The organism is Sphingopyxis sp. GC21 (genome assembly GCF_025727575.1).
Taxonomy (GTDB): Bacteria; Pseudomonadota; Alphaproteobacteria; order Sphingomonadales; family Sphingomonadaceae; genus Sphingopyxis; species Sphingopyxis terrae_A.
The window spans coordinates 500,844-515,683 of sequence record NZ_CP095845.1 but is presented as its reverse complement, the minus strand read 5'-3'; the positions used below and the strand labels follow the sequence as shown (position 1 = coordinate 515,683).

Annotated in this window: 15 protein-coding genes; 3 read left to right on the top strand and 12 right to left on the bottom strand. The window is 66.4% G+C overall.

Going from position 1 to position 14,840, the window contains the following annotated elements; translation table 11 throughout:
- Positions 1 to 64: 64 nt before the first annotated feature.
- The 8 genes from MU856_RS02450 to MU856_RS02415 form a co-directional block, all read right to left on the bottom strand.
- Complete coding sequence (locus MU856_RS02450; RefSeq protein WP_062902000.1) at positions 65 to 667, bottom strand: DUF4230 domain-containing protein; 603 nt, start codon at positions 665 to 667, stop codon at positions 65 to 67.
- Positions 664 to 1,593, bottom strand: a complete 930-nt coding sequence (locus MU856_RS02445; RefSeq protein WP_234179419.1) for an MBL fold metallo-hydrolase — start codon at positions 1,591 to 1,593, stop codon at positions 664 to 666. The genes MU856_RS02450 and MU856_RS02445 overlap by 4 nt, the downstream gene beginning before the upstream one ends.
- Before the next feature lie 156 nt (positions 1,594 to 1,749).
- On the bottom strand, positions 1,750 to 3,480 hold the full coding sequence (locus tag MU856_RS02440) for a M56 family metallopeptidase (protein WP_263588285.1): 1,731 nt from the start codon (positions 3,478 to 3,480) through the stop codon (positions 1,750 to 1,752).
- Positions 3,477 to 3,845, bottom strand: coding sequence for a BlaI/MecI/CopY family transcriptional regulator (locus tag MU856_RS02435; RefSeq protein ID WP_062901997.1), 369 nt, complete (start codon positions 3,843 to 3,845; stop codon positions 3,477 to 3,479). Before MU856_RS02435 ends, MU856_RS02440 begins: the two co-directional genes overlap by 4 nt.
- 365 nt (positions 3,846 to 4,210) lie before the next feature.
- Positions 4,211 to 7,003, bottom strand: coding sequence for a DUF3857 domain-containing protein (locus MU856_RS02430; protein ID WP_062901996.1), 2,793 nt, complete (start codon positions 7,001 to 7,003; stop codon positions 4,211 to 4,213).
- Positions 7,004 to 7,102: 99 nt separating this feature from the next.
- On the bottom strand, positions 7,103 to 8,497 hold the full coding sequence (locus MU856_RS02425; RefSeq protein WP_062901995.1) for an amino acid permease: 1,395 nt from the start codon (positions 8,495 to 8,497) through the stop codon (positions 7,103 to 7,105).
- Between the two features lie 85 nt (positions 8,498 to 8,582).
- Entirely contained in the window at positions 8,583 to 9,224 is a 642-nt protein-coding gene (locus tag MU856_RS02420) for a YoaK family protein (RefSeq protein WP_062901994.1), read from the bottom strand.
- Between the two features lie 7 nt (positions 9,225 to 9,231).
- Positions 9,232 to 9,519 (bottom strand): 4a-hydroxytetrahydrobiopterin dehydratase, encoded by a 288-nt coding sequence (locus tag MU856_RS02415; RefSeq protein ID WP_062901993.1) that lies wholly within the window; start codon positions 9,517 to 9,519, stop codon positions 9,232 to 9,234.
- A 51-nt stretch (positions 9,520 to 9,570) separates the two neighbouring features.
- On the opposite strand from MU856_RS02415, the gene MU856_RS02410 reads away from it, so the two are divergent.
- Genes MU856_RS02410 through MU856_RS02400 form a run of 3 tightly spaced genes read left to right on the top strand, consistent with a single transcriptional unit; the run spans position 9,571 to position 11,224 of the window.
- Positions 9,571 to 9,999, top strand: coding sequence for a metallopeptidase family protein (locus tag MU856_RS02410; protein WP_062901992.1), 429 nt, complete (start codon positions 9,571 to 9,573; stop codon positions 9,997 to 9,999).
- Complete coding sequence (gene ccmA / locus MU856_RS02405) at positions 9,996 to 10,580, top strand: heme ABC exporter ATP-binding protein CcmA (RefSeq protein ID WP_062901991.1); 585 nt, start codon at positions 9,996 to 9,998, stop codon at positions 10,578 to 10,580. Before MU856_RS02410 ends, ccmA begins: the two co-directional genes overlap by 4 nt.
- Entirely contained in the window at positions 10,577 to 11,224 is a 648-nt protein-coding gene (locus MU856_RS02400) for a heme exporter protein CcmB (protein ID WP_062901990.1), read from the top strand. The genes ccmA and MU856_RS02400 overlap by 4 nt, the downstream gene beginning before the upstream one ends.
- 236 nt (positions 11,225 to 11,460) lie before the next feature.
- On the opposite strand, the gene rplA is transcribed toward MU856_RS02400, so the two are convergent.
- The 4 genes from rplA to MU856_RS02380 all read right to left on the bottom strand — a co-directional run bounded on the left by rplA (position 11,461) and on the right by MU856_RS02380 (position 14,816).
- On the bottom strand, positions 11,461 to 12,159 hold the full coding sequence (gene rplA, locus MU856_RS02395; protein WP_003049148.1) for a 50S ribosomal protein L1: 699 nt from the start codon (positions 12,157 to 12,159) through the stop codon (positions 11,461 to 11,463).
- Positions 12,160 to 12,163: 4 nt separating this feature from the next.
- A complete protein-coding gene (rplK, locus tag MU856_RS02390) occupies positions 12,164 to 12,595 on the bottom strand; it encodes a 50S ribosomal protein L11 (RefSeq protein WP_003049146.1) in 432 nt (143 codons plus the stop codon).
- Positions 12,596 to 12,780: 185 nt separating this feature from the next.
- Entirely contained in the window at positions 12,781 to 13,815 is a 1,035-nt protein-coding gene (locus tag MU856_RS02385; RefSeq protein WP_238929648.1) for an acyltransferase family protein, read from the bottom strand.
- 65 nt (positions 13,816 to 13,880) lie between these two features.
- Entirely contained in the window at positions 13,881 to 14,816 is a 936-nt protein-coding gene (locus tag MU856_RS02380) for an acyl-CoA thioesterase (RefSeq protein ID WP_062901988.1), read from the bottom strand.
- Positions 14,817 to 14,840 lie beyond the last annotated feature (24 nt).

Genomic DNA, 14,840 nt, shown 5'->3' with positions numbered 1-14,840 from the left:
GGCCGGACAGGCGGCGGAAGCTAGCGTGAAGCCCGCTCGGACGAAAGCCGAATTTCGGTGAGGCTCAGCGCCCGAAGCGCGCCGTAACCTTGGCGTCGATCCCCGCGGCTTTGAGCGGCATCGAAAAGCTTTGCTCGATCGCCGTCCGGGCGGCATTTTCGGCGAGCCGCATCGGCGTGTCGCCCCGCGCCTGTCTGATCAATTCGGCCTGCCCCGCCTTGCGATTCGCGGCATCGAGCGCCCGTTCGGCATCGGTGAGCGTCAGAAGGATCAGCCCGTCGCGATATTCGCTGATCGCGTCGATGTCGATTTCCGGGCCCGCGAGGCGTAGTGGCGGCAAGGTCACGGTCAGCGCGTTGGTCGCCGCATCCCAGTCGAGATCGGCGGACTTCAGCTTGGCGAGATCGACCTCGTACCGCACCGTCCCCGGCATGATCAGCGTCTTCTTGGCTTCCAGCCCCAGCCGGCTCTGCGTCGAGGTCACGACCGCGACATAGCGGGCGGTGAAGGGCACGAGGACATTCTGCTCCTGAAGCCCCTGCAGGCTCGCCGCGACCACGGTTTGCGGATCATAGCTCTTCTGCCACCCGTCCCACGCGCGCCATCCCAGAAAGATGGCGAGCGCCAGCAGCGCGACGATCAGGACGCGGAACGATCCCCTGGTCATGCCACCAGACGCCAGCAGTCCGCGTCGCGCGCCACCCGGCCGCGGCTTTCAAGGTCGAGAAGATGGGCGAGCACCGATCGGCCCGCGGCGCCGGTCAGGCGGGGGTCGAGCCCCTTGTACATATGCTTCACCATATCAGGGACGACGCGCGGCCCCTTTTCGAGTTCCCGCAATATCTGGCGCTCGCGCTGCCTGCGATGCCCCAGCATGCCGCGGACGAGCTGTTTGGGCTTTGCGACCGCCGGGCCGTGCGCCGGATAATAGACGCGGTCGTCGCGGTCATAGAGCTTGGCAAGGCTCGTCATATAGGCGGCCATGTCGCCGTCGGGCGGGCTGACGACGCTCGTCGACCAGGCCATGACATGGTCGCCGGTGAACAGCGCGCCGCTTTCGACAAGCGCATAGCATAAATGGTTCGACGTATGGCCCGGTGTCGCCACCGCCTCGATCGTCCAGCCATCACCGGCGATCCGCTCGCCGTCGGTCAGCACGCGGTCGGGCGCATAATCGGGATCGAAGGCCGAATCGGCGCGCGGGCCATCGTCCGAAAGCGCGAGCGGTGCGCAGCCGATGATCGGCGCGCCCATCGCCTCTTTCAGCGGCGCTGCCGCGGGGCTGTGGTCGCGGTGCGTGTGGGTGCAGAGGATCGCCGCCACACGCTGCCCTTCGACGGCGCGCAAAATCGCATCGACATGGCCCGCGCCATTCGCGTCGGGCGGATCGCCGATGCTCATCCCCGATCCCGTCGGGCCGGGGTCGATAATCGCAACATCGCGCCCGGCACCGACGATCCATGTCTGGGTGCCGGTGAAGGTATAGGGGGACGGATTGGGCGCAAGCACGCGGCGCACCAGCGGCTCATGCTGTTCGCAGTCGCCGGCACGGATCGTGTCGGGCCAGGGTTTTTCTTCGCTCACCCTTCCCATGTGGCATCGCGCGGGCGAAAGGAAAAGCCCGCGCCCGCCGAAAGAAGGGCAAAAGGGGGGGCGGAGAAAGGAAACGGGGAAGAACCGCGCTCCCTTTCCCCGCCCCTGCCGCCGATCCCAACCGGGGAGCAAAGACCGGCGTCAAAGCTGATCCGGTTATTGGCCCTTTTCGGCCTCGGCTATGGCGCGATCCATGTCGGCGATCACCTTGGCGCGCATTTCGCCGGACATCGCGCTACGGCTGTCGGCCGCCAACCGGTCGCGCGCCTTTTTGAGCGCCGCGACCCGATCGGCCTTGCTCGCCCCGGCATCGCCGCACACCATCATCACCATGCGGTTGCGGCCGCCCTGTTCCTGTTCGTCGCTGGAAAACAGCCGAACCGATTTCTGCCCGTCCTTGCAGGTGGCCGTCGCCATCGCCTTGCCATCCTTCGAGCGCCAGGCGCCTTCGCCCATCGGAGGCATCGGCGGGAGTGGCGGCATCGGCGGCATTGGAGCCAGCGCGGTGCGGAAGCGCTCGGTGCGCTTGGCTTCCAGCTTGTCCGCAATGGCCTCGGCGCGCGCGCCGCTGATGCCCTGTTCTTTCAGCGTCGCCAGAATGTCCTCGCGCGACAGATTCCCCGGCAAGTGAAGCTCGAACCGCCGTCCCTCTCCGGTACCGGGCGCCAGCGCGACACGCGCCGCCTTGCCGTCGCCATCGACGATCTGGCGCACGACCACGCGGTTCACTTCGCGCCGCGTGCCGTCGGCCGAGGTCGTCACGGTTTCGCTCTCGCCATCGCCCTTGGTGGTGACGATCATGATATGGTGCGGACCGTCCGCAACCGGCTCAAGAGGTGCGGGAGGGGCCGGGGGCGCTTCGGGCGCGGCGGGCGGTGCCGGCGGTGCGGGCGGCGCGATCACGCCGGCGTCCTGGACATGCGCGGTGGCGGTCCCGGCGGGGACGAGCGTCGCGGTCGCGCCGAGCACGGCCAGCGTTGCGCTGCCGACGAGAAGCTTTCCGGCAAGGCGTCGCTTTTTCGAAATATCCTGCTGCGTCAACATGGTCAGCCTCTCCTGCAGATTATCGTGAACCGCCATCGGGGCGGCAAGTGATAGGCGCGCACCGACCGCTGCCTTGGCGATGGCAGCGGCATAATGGGCGGTGCGCACGCGGCGTTCGGCGGTGTCGGCCATCGTCAGCACGCGCGCGTCGCACGCCGCCTCCTGGTCGAAACGAAACGCCCGGATCGCGCGCCACGCGAGCGGGTTGAACCATTGCGAGGCGAGCAGCAGCAGCGCGGCGCTGTTTGCCCACAGATCGCCGTGGCGATGGTGCGCAAGTTCATGATCGATCGCTAGCGCGCGCTCTTCGGCGGCGTAGCGGGCGAAAAAGTCGTGGGGCACCGCCACATATCGGCTGAAAAGGCCAAAGGCGACGGGACCATCGACGGCGCCGCTCATGACGAGACGGATCGATCCGATCGGTTCGAGCGCGACCGCCTGCTCCAGCACCAGCCGCCGGAAACGCATATGCCGCACGATCGCCGTCGCGATCAGCAACAGCGCGCCCGCCATCCACAGGGTGAACAGCAGCGGCAGCGCGTCGGCCAGCCCCCAACTCGGTTGCGGCATCGCCGCCGGCGTCCCGATCGTCCGCGCCGCGTCGGTCGCCTCGATCAGCATCACATCGGCCGGGACGCTCGCCGCGACCGGCGCTGCCACCGGATCGGCCAAGGGCAATGGCGGCAGCACCAGCCGCAGCGCCGGCACGAGCCAGAGCGCATAGGTCAGGCGCGGACCGAACTGGCGCGCGAAAGGCTTGCGCACCAGCAGCACCGCGAAGACGAGCAGAGCGGTGGTGACGAGCGTGTCGCCCCATATCTGGAGGATGGTCGCGCCGCTCATGATTTGAGCTTCCGGAGCAGCGCCTCGATCTCGGCGATGTCGGTGTCGGTCAAGGCTTCGCGGTCGGCGAGATGCGCGATGAGCGGGCTGACGCGGCCGCCGAAGAGGCGGTCAACGAAACGCTGCGACTCGTCGCCCACCGCCGCGTCGCGATCAACCGCCGGACGATAGAGATAACGCCGGCCGTCGGCCTCCGCCGAAACGGCGCCTTTCTGTACGAGCCGCGCGAGCAGCGTCTTGACCGTTGCCTGCGTCCAGCCATTCGCCCGGCCGACGCGCGCGGTCAGATCGGCCGCGGACTGCGGGGCGTCGTCCCACAGTGCGGCCAGCACCTGCATTTCGGATTCGCTTGGTCGTTCCGCCACGGTGAACCCCTCCCTTCGGCTGCGACAATTTATGCGACTACAAATGTAGTCAATTGACTGAACGGTCGATGAACGGGATTTTTCCGGCCGGTGTCGGGATTTTTGACAAGTCGGGCGCGCGGTAAGAAATCGCTAACCAGCGTAACCCGCTGATTTGCGCGACGGCCCGAAAATGGCACGGCACTTGTATAGTAAGATATGTTCCCGAGTGTTCCGCTCAATGGAGCGGTGGGGGGCATCGGTCTGGTCCCTGATGCCCCCTGCCCCCACCGGGACATCCCCACTTGCCCCCGACGCAGACGGGGGGCGGAGCGGCCTTCAGGCCCCGCCCCCCGGATGCATTTCCCGCATCGATTTCGCTGTTGTTACGGCTTCAGCCCGAAGCGGGCATAATCGCGTTCGGTCGACGGCGACAGCTGGCGCGCAATCGCAAGATCGGCCGCGGCATCGGTGGCGCGGCCCAGCCGCTGGTAGACGATCGCACGCAGGAAGCGGCTCGATGCGAGCGACGGCACCTGCAGCAGCGCCGCGTCGAGATCGCGCAGCGCATCGTCGTTGCGGCCAAGGCGCAGCCACACCAGCGCGCGGCTGTCCAGAATATGCGCCGTGCTGTCCGCCAGCTCCATCGCCGAGGTGCAGTCCTTGAGCGCGCTGTCGACCGCGACTTCGCGCGACGCCTTCACCCAGCAGCGTGCGTTGAGCAGGTCGGGCGACCCCGGCTTTGTCGCAACGAGCGCATCGAGTTCGTCGATCGCAGCCTTGGGATCGCCGAATTCCCCGACCATCGCCGCCTTGGCGAGCCGGAGGTCGCTTTTCGATTTGCCGCCGAGCGCGATGCGATCGTCGAACATCCGCGTCGCCGCGGCGACATCGCCCTTTTCCGCGGTCAGCATCGCGACAGCCCCGATCGCGCCCAGCGACGAGGGGTCGAGCTTGCGCGCCTCTTCGGCATCGGCGAGCGCGCCCGCAATATTCCCCAACTCCTTGCGCACTCCCGACCGGGACAGATAGGCGTCCTCCGACGGCTGCAGCGCGATCTGGCGGGTCAGCGTCTGCTCCGCCCCCTTGTAATCGCCGATGCCGCGCTGGAATGACGCTTCGCTGATCAGCGCCGACACATTTTCCTCATCGGCCTTGGCGGCGTTGACCGCATAAATCGACCGCACTGCGTCGAGCTGCGACGTCGATGGTGCGCCTTTCAGGTTCCAGCGCCGCCGCGCATCCTCGGGCGCGACCAGTCGCGGGGTCTGGCTGATGACGGTGGCAACGCGGTCGCGCTCGTCCGCGACATCCGTCGGCGCGATTTCGACGCCACTGCTCGCCAGCACCTCGTCGACGACGACATAGCCGTCGGCCATCGTCACGCTGCGCTTGACATCGACGCCGGCGAGCCGCGCGTCGAGCGCGCCTTCGCCCTCGATCTTGTAGTCACGGCCACCGTCGGGCAGCCGGACGCGCAAACGATAATGCGCATAGTCAGGCGCGCCCGTCGCTACGGGGATATTCGCCCAGGAAGCGCGCGCGCGGTCGGGCGAAAATTCGATCAGATTGCCGACGCGCGATAGCCAGCGCTCGCTGTGATTATCCTCGCGCTCCCACCCCGATCCGAACACGCCGCGCGCGGTGATCGTCACGCTGCCGTCCGCGGCGTCGGGTTTGGCTTCCAGCTTGTCGAACTGCGCCTGCCCGACGAAATTCTGCAGCAGGCCGTTCAGCATGTCCTCCTGCTCCTTGGGACCGAGCTGCGCGGTCGACAGGGTAAGCAGGCTGGCGAGCTGGCCGCGCACGACCATGTCGACCTTGATGACCGACGGAAGGTCGATGCTGGTGCTTTCGTCGGCATCGAGCGCCAGGTCGATCGTCGGACGCGCCGGACGGCGCAGCGCGATCTTCTCCAGCTCCGCTCCTTCGGCGCGCACCGGCAGGACATAGCCGAAGGCCGGCGTATCGCGAATATCGGCGAGCCGCGTGCCAAGGCCCGTCCCGTCGAGCCACAGCGGCTCGCCGCCGATGGTCGCCTTGACGATGACATGGTTGAAGGCCAGCGCCGTGGGCAGGCGGCTCGCCACCGCATCGCCAAGCTGGGCGTGCGCAAGCACCGGTTCGGCATCAATGTCCATCGCGTGCAGCATCGCGAGCAACAGCAGCGTCTTCGCCTTGCAGTCGCCATAGCGGACGTCCCATGTCTTCGCGGGCGTCTGCGGCACATAATTGCCGCCGTCCATGCCCACCGCCAGATAGCGGACCTTGTCCTGCACGATTTGCAAGGCTTTGGCGGCGCGTTCGAGCGGGTCGGTCGTCGCCGCCTTGATCGCCGCCACTTCGGCGGCGAGCGGGCTGTCGTCCGCGATGGTGCCGGCCGTCGCGTACAGCGGCGCCATCACCTTCGACACGTCGGACCAGCCCGAAAAGGTCGATGCCTCGATCAGCGGCGGGCTGCGAAAGCGCATTGGCGCGTCCGACGGCATTTCCGCCTGTTTCGCGATCGGCAGGGTGACGGGCAGCTCGTAATAGGCGCCCTTGCGCACCGGCTTCAGCGTGACGCCATTGGCGAAGGATTTCCATTGCAGCTTGTCGTCGGCGCGCCAGGACAGGCGGTAGCTGCCCGATCCGATGCGCGCGGGTTCGGCGATCAGCGGCACCGCCAGCTGCGCGTGGCCGCCCAGCGCGTCATCCTTGTTGGTAATCGACATGCGCAGCCGCAACATGTCGCCCACGCGCAGTCCCTCGACGGGCAGATTGGCCGACAGGATGCCGGTCAGCTCGCGCTGTTCGAGCGCTTCTTCGCGGCGCAATACGGTAAACTTCTGGCCGCCCGCCAGCGCGTCGATCACCTGCCCGTCGCGGATGATCGACAGTTCGTGGACGATCAGATCGCCCTTGTCCGGCGCCCAGCCGACCGTCACATTGCTGTTCTGCGCCAGTTCTTCGGGCGTGTTGAGCTTGATGACGGTGTCAGTGTAGTTCCAGACCGTCGCGCCATCGACACGCTGTTCGATATCCAGCACCTGCAACCCACCGCCCGGTGCAGCGTCGGGCAAGGTCGTGGCCAGCGCCCAGTCGGGGGCAGGCTGATAGAGCGGTTGCTCGCCCGCCAACGCCGACCCGACCGGACCAATCAGTAAAACTACACCAGCAACACGTCCCCATCCGGCCATCGGCCTTTTCCCCTAATCAAATGCCCCAAAACAAATTCCAGCCTGCATGGGCTGACGGCGCGATGCAACCGCCATTCCATGCCAGCATGGATCTATTGGTCAGCCGGCGACGGCGCGGCCCCGCGCATAAAGGAAATAGACGGCCAGACCGCCGATGTTCCAGACGAGGAACCACAGCTGCGTCTTTGCCGGCAGGCTGAAGAAAAGATAGATGCACCCCAGCACCGCGATGCCGCCGACCACCCACGGCATCGGCGCGCGGAAGGTCCGCGGTGCGTCGGGCGCGCGGCGGCGCATGATGAGCATGCACACCGACACTGCGGTAAAGGCCGCCAGCGTTCCCGCATTGGCCAGCGCCGCCAGCTCGCCGAGCGGGATGAAACCCGCCAGCACCGCGACGACTGCGGCGGTGAAGATCGTGATCCGCACCGGCGTCCCGCGCGCCGACAGCTTCGCCAGGCTGGCGGGCAGCAGGCCGTCGCGCGCCATGGTGAAGAAGATACGGCTTTGACCATAGAAGAAGGCGAGGATCACGGTCGGCAGCGCGATGACTGCGGAAATCGCCAGATAATGGGCAGCGAGCGGCTGGCCGAGTTCACGCAGGATCAGCGCCAGCGGCTCGGGGCTGTTCGCGAACCGGCTGTAGGAAATTGCGCCGACCGCGGCGACCGCGACGGCGATGTAGATCAGGACGCAGGCGATCATCGATCCGACGATCCCGATCTTGAGGTCGCGGTCGGGATTCTTCGCCTCCTCGGCGGCCGTCGCGATTGCGTCGAAGCCGTAGAAGGCAAAAAAGATGATCGCCGCCGCCGCCATTACACCGCGCTCGACGCCGTCAGGCCCCATATGCTTGGCAAAGCCGAACGGGCTGAAGGGTTCGAGATTGGCGGCGTCGAAGGCGGGCAGCGCGACCGCCGCGAACACCGCAAGCGCGACGATCTTGACCAGCACGAGAACGGCGTTGACCGTCGCACTTTCGCGCGTGCCATAGAGCAGCATGCCTGCGACCACCGCGATGATCGCGATCGCCGGCAGGTTGACGATCCCGCCGAGTTCGGGGCCTTGCATCAATTCCTGCGGCACCTGCGCCCATTCGTGGAGCAGCGGCGCGGCATAGCCCGACCAGCCGACCGCGACCGCGCTGACGACCAGCGAATATTCGAGGATCAGGCTCCATCCGACGATCCACGCGATCAGTTCGCCGATCACCACATAGCTGTAGGTATAGGCGCTGCCCGACGCGGGGATCATCGTCGCCATTTCGGCATAGGCGAGCGCGGCGCAGGCGCAGATCAGTCCGGCGATGACGAACGAAAGGATGACCGCGGGGCCCGCCTTGTCGGCGCCGACGCCGATCAGCGTCAAGATACCGGTGCCGACGATCGCGCCGACACCGAGCGCGACGAGATGCGGCCAGCCGAGCGTGCGCGCAAGCTTGTGTTCATGCGCGTCGGGAACGATCGCCTTGCGGCGAAATAGGCTGTCGGACATGCGGCACACTCCCCTGTGTCACGATATGGCGTGTTACTTTATTGCCGACTTTTGGAACGGTCGGCCGGGGAAGGCAAGCGCCGCCTTATGGCGCCTGTCTCGCCATCCACATCGCGCGCGCCCCCAGCCCCGCGGCAAGCGCGATCGCGAGCCCGTAAGCCAGCGGTGCCGACCACAGAACGGTGCGCGCACCGAGGACGGCACCGCCCGCCAGCCCCGCCCATAGCCCCAGATGATGACGCCACCGCCGGTCGCCCTCGCCGCGAAGCGCGTTGGCGATCTTCTGCCCCATCTGGACGAGCGTGCCCGTCATATAGGTAACGCCGACCACAGTGCCGTCGCTGCCCTCGATCGCCGCATTGACGACGCCCATCGCAAAAGCGAGGCCGAGAATGGCGACCCAGCCGGTATCGGCGACACGCAGCAGCGCCGCGACGATCAGCAATAACGTCACGCACAGCAGCACCACCGGCGTACGCCGCCGTCCGGCGCGCGCGCCGATCAACGATCCGGCGACGACGCCGGTGACGAAAATCGCGATGATGCTGCCCGCAAGCAGGGCGGCGCGATGCCCCTCCGCCACCCCGACCGCGAGGCGGGTCGAATTGCCCGTCATGAACGACACGAAAAAGCCCGCCGATTCGACGAAGCCGATCGCATCGACGAAGCCCGCCAGAATCGCGATCCCGACGGCGAGCGTGCGATAAGCCTGATCGAAGCGGATCATCGGCGGATCAGAGCAAGGCTTCGATCGCTTCCGCCAGGCGCGCGTCGCGCTCGGACAGCCCGTCGGCGTCGTGCGTGGTCAACAGGATATCGACGCGATTATAGACGTTCGACCATTCGGGATGGTGATCCATCTTTTCGGCGATGATCGCGACGCTCGCCATGAAGCCGAAAGCCTGCGCGAAATCGTCGAACCGGAACCGGCGCGTAATCGCGTCGCGCTGCGGCTCGTGCGTCCATTCGGGAAAGCGCGCGAGCAGCGCCGCACGCGCCGCATCGTCGAGTTTCTGAACCATCCGCTTTCTCCCGCTGGTAAAGACCGTGTCCCCGCCATAAGGAAGGGCGCGATGAGCGACAAGGCCGCCCTTTCCCGATTGCCCGACGGCTGGACCGGCGGCGCCCCCGATGCCGATGCCTTTCACGCGATGGCCGACGCGGCGCTGGCCGCGCTGCCCGATATTTTCAAGCCGCACATCCGCGGCGTGGTCGTCGCGATCGAGGAATTTGCCGACGACGAAACGCTCGCGTCGCTCGGTATCGAACATCCCTATGATCTGACCGGCCTCTACGAAGGCCGGCCGCTGACCGAGCGCAGCATCGACATGAGCGGCGGCATGCCCGACCGGGTGACGCTCTATCGCATCCCGATCCTGGTCGAATGGATCGAAGGCGGCGAACGGCTCGACTGGCTGGTGCGCCACGTCCTGATCCACGAAATCGGACATCATTTCGGCTTTTCGGACGACGATATGCACGCGCTGGAAAACATGGCGTGACGCTGTTGCTTAAGCTCGACCGCATTGCCTGCATCCGCGGCGACCGGCTGCTCTTCGAAGGCCTGTCGCTGGCGCTTGCGCGCGGCGAGGCGCTGTGGCTGCGTGGCCCCAACGGTGCCGGAAAATCGAGCCTGATCCGCGTTGCCGCGGGCCTGCTCCGCGCCGCCGCGGGCACGGTGACGCGGCACGAACGCTGCGCGCTGATCGACGAAGCCGCGGCGCTCGATGCCGAACTGCCGCTGCGCCGCGCGCTCGACTTATGGGCGCGCATCGACGGCATCGACGGCCCCATGACGCAGCGCGCGATGGAGGCGATGGCGCTCGGCGCCCTTGCCGAAGTACCGGTTTCGATGCTATCGACGGGCCAGCGCAAGCGCGCCGCGATGGCACGCGTCATCGGCAGCGCGGCGCCGATCTGGATGCTCGACGAACCTGCCAATGGCATGGACGACGCCGCCCGGACGCGGCTCGTCGCAGCGATCGCGGCGCATCGCGCGAACGGCGGCGCGGTATTGCTCGCCTCGCACTTCGCGCTCGACATCCCGAATCTCGCCGAGCTGGACATGGGGGCGCGCGCATGACCGCATTGCTCGCGCTCTTCTGGCGCGACCTGCGCCGCGCCTGGGGCAGCGGCGCGCTTTGGCTGCCCGTCGTTTTCTTCCTGCTCGTCGCGACCGCCTTTCCCTTCGCGGTGGGCCCCGACGCGCCGCTGCTCGCGCGCACGGGGGGCGGCATGCTGTGGGTCGCGGCGCTGCTCGCGGCGCTACTGCCGATCGACCGGCTGATCCGCCCCGATAAGGATGCGGGCGTGCTCGATCAGCTTGCGGTGCGCGGCGTCGCTGACGAGGTCGTCGCGGCGGTCAAAATCGCCGCCCATGCGATCGGCTTCGGGTTGCCGTTGCTGATTGCACTGTTACCCGCCGCGGCGCTGCTCGCGCAGGACGCGGCGCGCGTCGCGACGATCGCCACCGGCCTCGCCATCGCCATCCCCGCCCTCGCCTCGCTCGCGGTACTCAGCGCCGCGCTCACGGCGAACCTCAAGGGCGGCAATGCGATCGGCGGGCTGCTCGTCCTGCCGCTCGCGGTGCCGCTGCTGATCTTCGGCGCCGGAATGCTCGATCCATCGGGCCGCGGCGCGACGAAACTGCTCGCTGCTGCCAGCCTGCTGCTGACGGTGATCGGCCCCTTCGCGGCGGGGGCGGCATTGCGAGGCTTGCGGGAATAGCGGGTTTCGAGCGGAAGGGCGCATCTGAACAGATAGTAGTCCAGCGTCGATATTGCGTTCCCTGGCGAAGGCCGGGGTCCGGAGTGTCGAACGCTGATGTTGGTGCTGTAAAGCCCTGGACCCCGGCCTTCGCGGGGGAACATCAAGCGGTTAACGGCAACGTCTGCTTCCCACCGCCCAAAAGAAAAGGGCCGGAGTTTCCCCCGGCCCTTTCCTTGAATTGCTTTGCCTGAAAATCAGGCGCCGGCGACGTCCGCGGTGTCGATCTTGACGCCCGGGCCCATCGACGACGACAGCGCGATCTTGCGGACATATTTGCCCTTCGCACCGGCCGGCTTGGCCTTGACGATCGCGTCGACGAACGCGTCGAAATTCTGGCGGAGCTTTTCTTCGCCGAACGACAGCTTGCCGAGGCCCGCGTGGATGATCCCGGCCTTTTCGACGCGGAATTCGATCTGGCCGCCCTTGGCTGCCTTGACCGCTTCGGCGACGTTCGGGGTGACGGTGCCCAGCTTCGGGTTCGGCATCAGGCCCTTCGGACCCAGCGTCTTGCCGAGGCGGCCGACGATGCCCATCATGTCCGGCGTCGCGATGACGCGGCCATAGTCGAGGTTACCCGCGAGCATGTCTTCCATCAGGTCTTCGGCACCGACCTTGTCGGCACCGGCGGCCAGCGCCTTTTCGGCATTGTCGCCGCGCGCGAAGACCGCGACCTTGACGTCCTTGCCGGTACCGGCGGGCAGCGTGACGACGCCGCGGACCATCTGGTCGGCGTGACGCGGATCGACGCCCAGGTTCATCGCGATTTCGAGCGTTTCGTCGAACTTCGCCGAAGCGAGTTCACGGACGGTCTTCAGCGCGTCTTCGATGCTGTGCAGCTTCGTCGCGTCGACCTTGCCCTCGAGGGCCTTCTGCTTCTTGGTCAGCTTTGCCATCGGTTCAGCCCTCCGTCACTTCGAGGCCCATCGAGCGGGCGCTGCCTTCGATGATCTTGGTCGCCTGTTCGATGTCGTTGGCGTTCAGATCCTTCATCTTGATCTCGGCGATCTCGGCGAGCTTCGAGCGCGCGATCTTGCCGCCGCTGATCTTGCCGGGCTCCTTCGAACCCGACTTCAGGTTCGCGGCCTTCTTGATGAGGTAGGTCGCCGGGGGCGTCTTGGTGACGAACGAGAAGCTCTTGTCCGCAAAGACGGTGATGATGGTCGGGGTCGGGGTGCCCTTGTCCATGCCGTCGGTCGCGGCGTTGAACGCCTTGCAGAATTCCATGATGTTGACGCCGCGCTGACCCAGCGCCGGCCCGAGCGGCGGCGAGGGGTTGGCGGTGCCGGCGGGCACCTGCAGCTTGATATAGCCGCTGATCTTCTTGGCCATGATGGCCTCCTTTCTTTCTGTCGCCCCGGACAGATCCGGGGCTCAAAATAAGCGGTCAAGCAGAGGGTTATCAGCCCTCCTCCCGCGCGGAATCACGCCGCCGTTCCAAAGGAGGGCGATCGCGAAGCGCGGCCGTTAGCGGGCTTTCGCCCGAAATGCAAGGAAAGACGCGCCGCGCGGCGCGATCAGACGGCGGCGGCCGCCTGCTGGCCGCGCCGGCTCTTCCAGCGATCGCGGATCATCCGCTGGCCAGGACGTTCGATGTAGCGATAGGTGAATTCGGACAGCAGCATGACGATCGCGACGAAGAGGATATGCGCCGAAAGCAGGCCGTAGTCCCAATCACGGAACTTGCCAGCGACGCGCAACAGCACGTCCGCGACGGGAATATTGACGAGATAGATCGAATAGCTGCGGTCGCCGAGCCACACGAGCGGCGCTGTTCCCATGAAGCGCGTCCGCAGCGCCAAGATTAACGCCGCCGGCCAGGTCAGCGCGGTGAGCGGCAGCACCGGATTGGCTGTCCCGGTCGGGATCAGGAGTCCCGCCACGGCGATCGCCACGAGCACCAGCGCCGGAACGCGCGCAAAACGGTCGCGGTAGCGCCACAGCAGCACACCGATGAAAAAGCCGAAGCCGCCACGCGCGATGCTGTTGGCGGAGGTAAGCGGCTGGCCCGCGTGCCCGTCGAAAAGAAGCACTATACCGCTCGCCAGAATCGCGGTGCAAGCGACCGTAAGGACCGCCCGTCGCCCCGCGAAAGCCGCCGCCGCGAAAAGAATATAGCAAAAAACCTCGACCGAGATCGACCAGGATGGACCATCGAAGGTGCGCGCGACCGGCTCCGTAAACACCTGCAGCATGAACAGATGCGCAATGAAGGTACCGACGTTGTTATACGGCATCCACCAGAAGGTTGCAGCGCAGCAGACGAGCATGAACAGGTGAAGCGGGTAGAGGCGCGCGATACGCGCCACGGTGAAATCGGCAAGTGCGCGCGTCGACTGCAGCGACTCGCCGAAGCGGTAAACATGCGCGAAGACGAAACCCGATAGCAGGAAGAACAGGTCTACTGCGGTCCAGCCATTGTCACGCAGCCACGCTGCTACCGGACCGCCCCAGCCGTCTTCGAAAACAGCGCGTTCGAACAATATCTTGGAATGATATCCGAAGGCGACGGCGCAGGCGGCAAGCCCGCGCACACCGTCAAGCTGCTTCAATCGTCCGATGGCCGTGCCGTCTGTTCCCATCCGAAAAGCAGCCCCCTCTGCGGTCCGCGCAATCGCTATCGCGCGGCATCCGGGCGATAGCGTACCAGGCCTTCCTGCACCACGGTTGCGATCAGCGTGCCGTCCTGGCGATAGATCGATCCGCGGCACAGCCCGCGGTCACCGCCCGTCCACGGGCTGTCCATCACGAACACGAACCAGTCGTCGACGCGAATATCGTCGTGGAACCACATCGCATGATCGAGGCTGGTCGACACCATGCCCGGCGTCCAGAAGTTGACGCCGTGCGGCAGCATCGCCGACGACAAAAGCCCCATGTCGGATGCGAAAGCGAGGAAACCGCGATGGAGCAGCGGATCGTCGCCGATCGGCGCGGCGACGCGGAACCACTGGTAATGCTGCGTCGCCTTGGCCGAAGCCGGCGGGCGATAGCTGCGCACCTCGAACGGCCGCCGCCGCGCCATATGGGCAAGATGGCGGTCCGAAATATTGGGATCGGCAGCGATGAAATCGGTGAAGTCCCAGCACTGCTCGGGCGGCAGCAGGTCGGGCATCGGCACCTGATGCGACAGCCCTTTCGCCGGAATCTGGAACGATGCGGTCAGGTTGAAGATCACCTTGCCGTCCTGGCGCACGACGACACGGCGGTTCGAAAAGCTGCGCCCGTCGAAATCGCGGTGGATGCGGAAATGCAGCGGTTTGGTTTCGTCGCCGCCACGCAGGAAATATGCGTGGAGCGAATGCACCTGCTTTCCGGTCTCGACCGTGCGCGACGCCGCGAACATCGCCTGCGCGATGACCTGCCCGCCGAAAATCCGGTCGCGCGCGGTGGTCGCAAGGGCGGGATAGGTAAATTCATCCTCGACGCCGGGCACGGGGTCGAGATCGAACAGCCGCGCGACCGCCGCGACGACCTTCTCGGCCGCAACACCCGCGTTGATTTCGCGGGCGCGCGCAACACGGGCCTGAATCTCGTCCTGACTCAGACTCATGCAATTATCCCGTGCTGCGAAAAG

Bases quoted from the DNA above. Each gene is read 5' to 3' on its own strand.
- MU856_RS02450 (WP_062902000.1), bottom strand. From the start codon at position 667: ATGACCAGGGGATCGTTCCGCGTCCTGATCGTCGCGCTGCTGGCGCTC.
- MU856_RS02445 (WP_234179419.1), bottom strand. From the start codon at position 1,593: ATGGGAAGGGTGAGCGAAGAAAAACCCTGGCCCGACACGATCCGTGCC.
- MU856_RS02440 (WP_263588285.1), bottom strand. From the start codon at position 3,480: ATGAGCGGCGCGACCATCCTCCAGATATGGGGCGACACGCTCGTCACC.
- MU856_RS02430 (WP_062901996.1), bottom strand. From the start codon at position 7,003: ATGGCCGGATGGGGACGTGTTGCTGGTGTAGTTTTACTGATTGGTCCG.
- MU856_RS02425 (WP_062901995.1), bottom strand. From the start codon at position 8,497: ATGTCCGACAGCCTATTTCGCCGCAAGGCGATCGTTCCCGACGCGCAT.
- MU856_RS02420 (WP_062901994.1), bottom strand. From the start codon at position 9,224: ATGATCCGCTTCGATCAGGCTTATCGCACGCTCGCCGTCGGGATCGCG.
- MU856_RS02415 (WP_062901993.1), bottom strand. From the start codon at position 9,519: ATGGTTCAGAAACTCGACGATGCGGCGCGTGCGGCGCTGCTCGCGCGC.
- MU856_RS02410 (WP_062901992.1), top strand. From the start codon at position 9,571: ATGAGCGACAAGGCCGCCCTTTCCCGATTGCCCGACGGCTGGACCGGC.
- MU856_RS02400 (WP_062901990.1), top strand. From the start codon at position 10,577: ATGACCGCATTGCTCGCGCTCTTCTGGCGCGACCTGCGCCGCGCCTGG.
- rplA (WP_003049148.1), bottom strand. From the start codon at position 12,159: ATGGCAAAGCTGACCAAGAAGCAGAAGGCCCTCGAGGGCAAGGTCGAC.
- rplK (WP_003049146.1), bottom strand. From the start codon at position 12,595: ATGGCCAAGAAGATCAGCGGCTATATCAAGCTGCAGGTGCCCGCCGGC.
- MU856_RS02380 (WP_062901988.1), bottom strand. From the start codon at position 14,816: ATGAGTCTGAGTCAGGACGAGATTCAGGCCCGTGTTGCGCGCGCCCGC.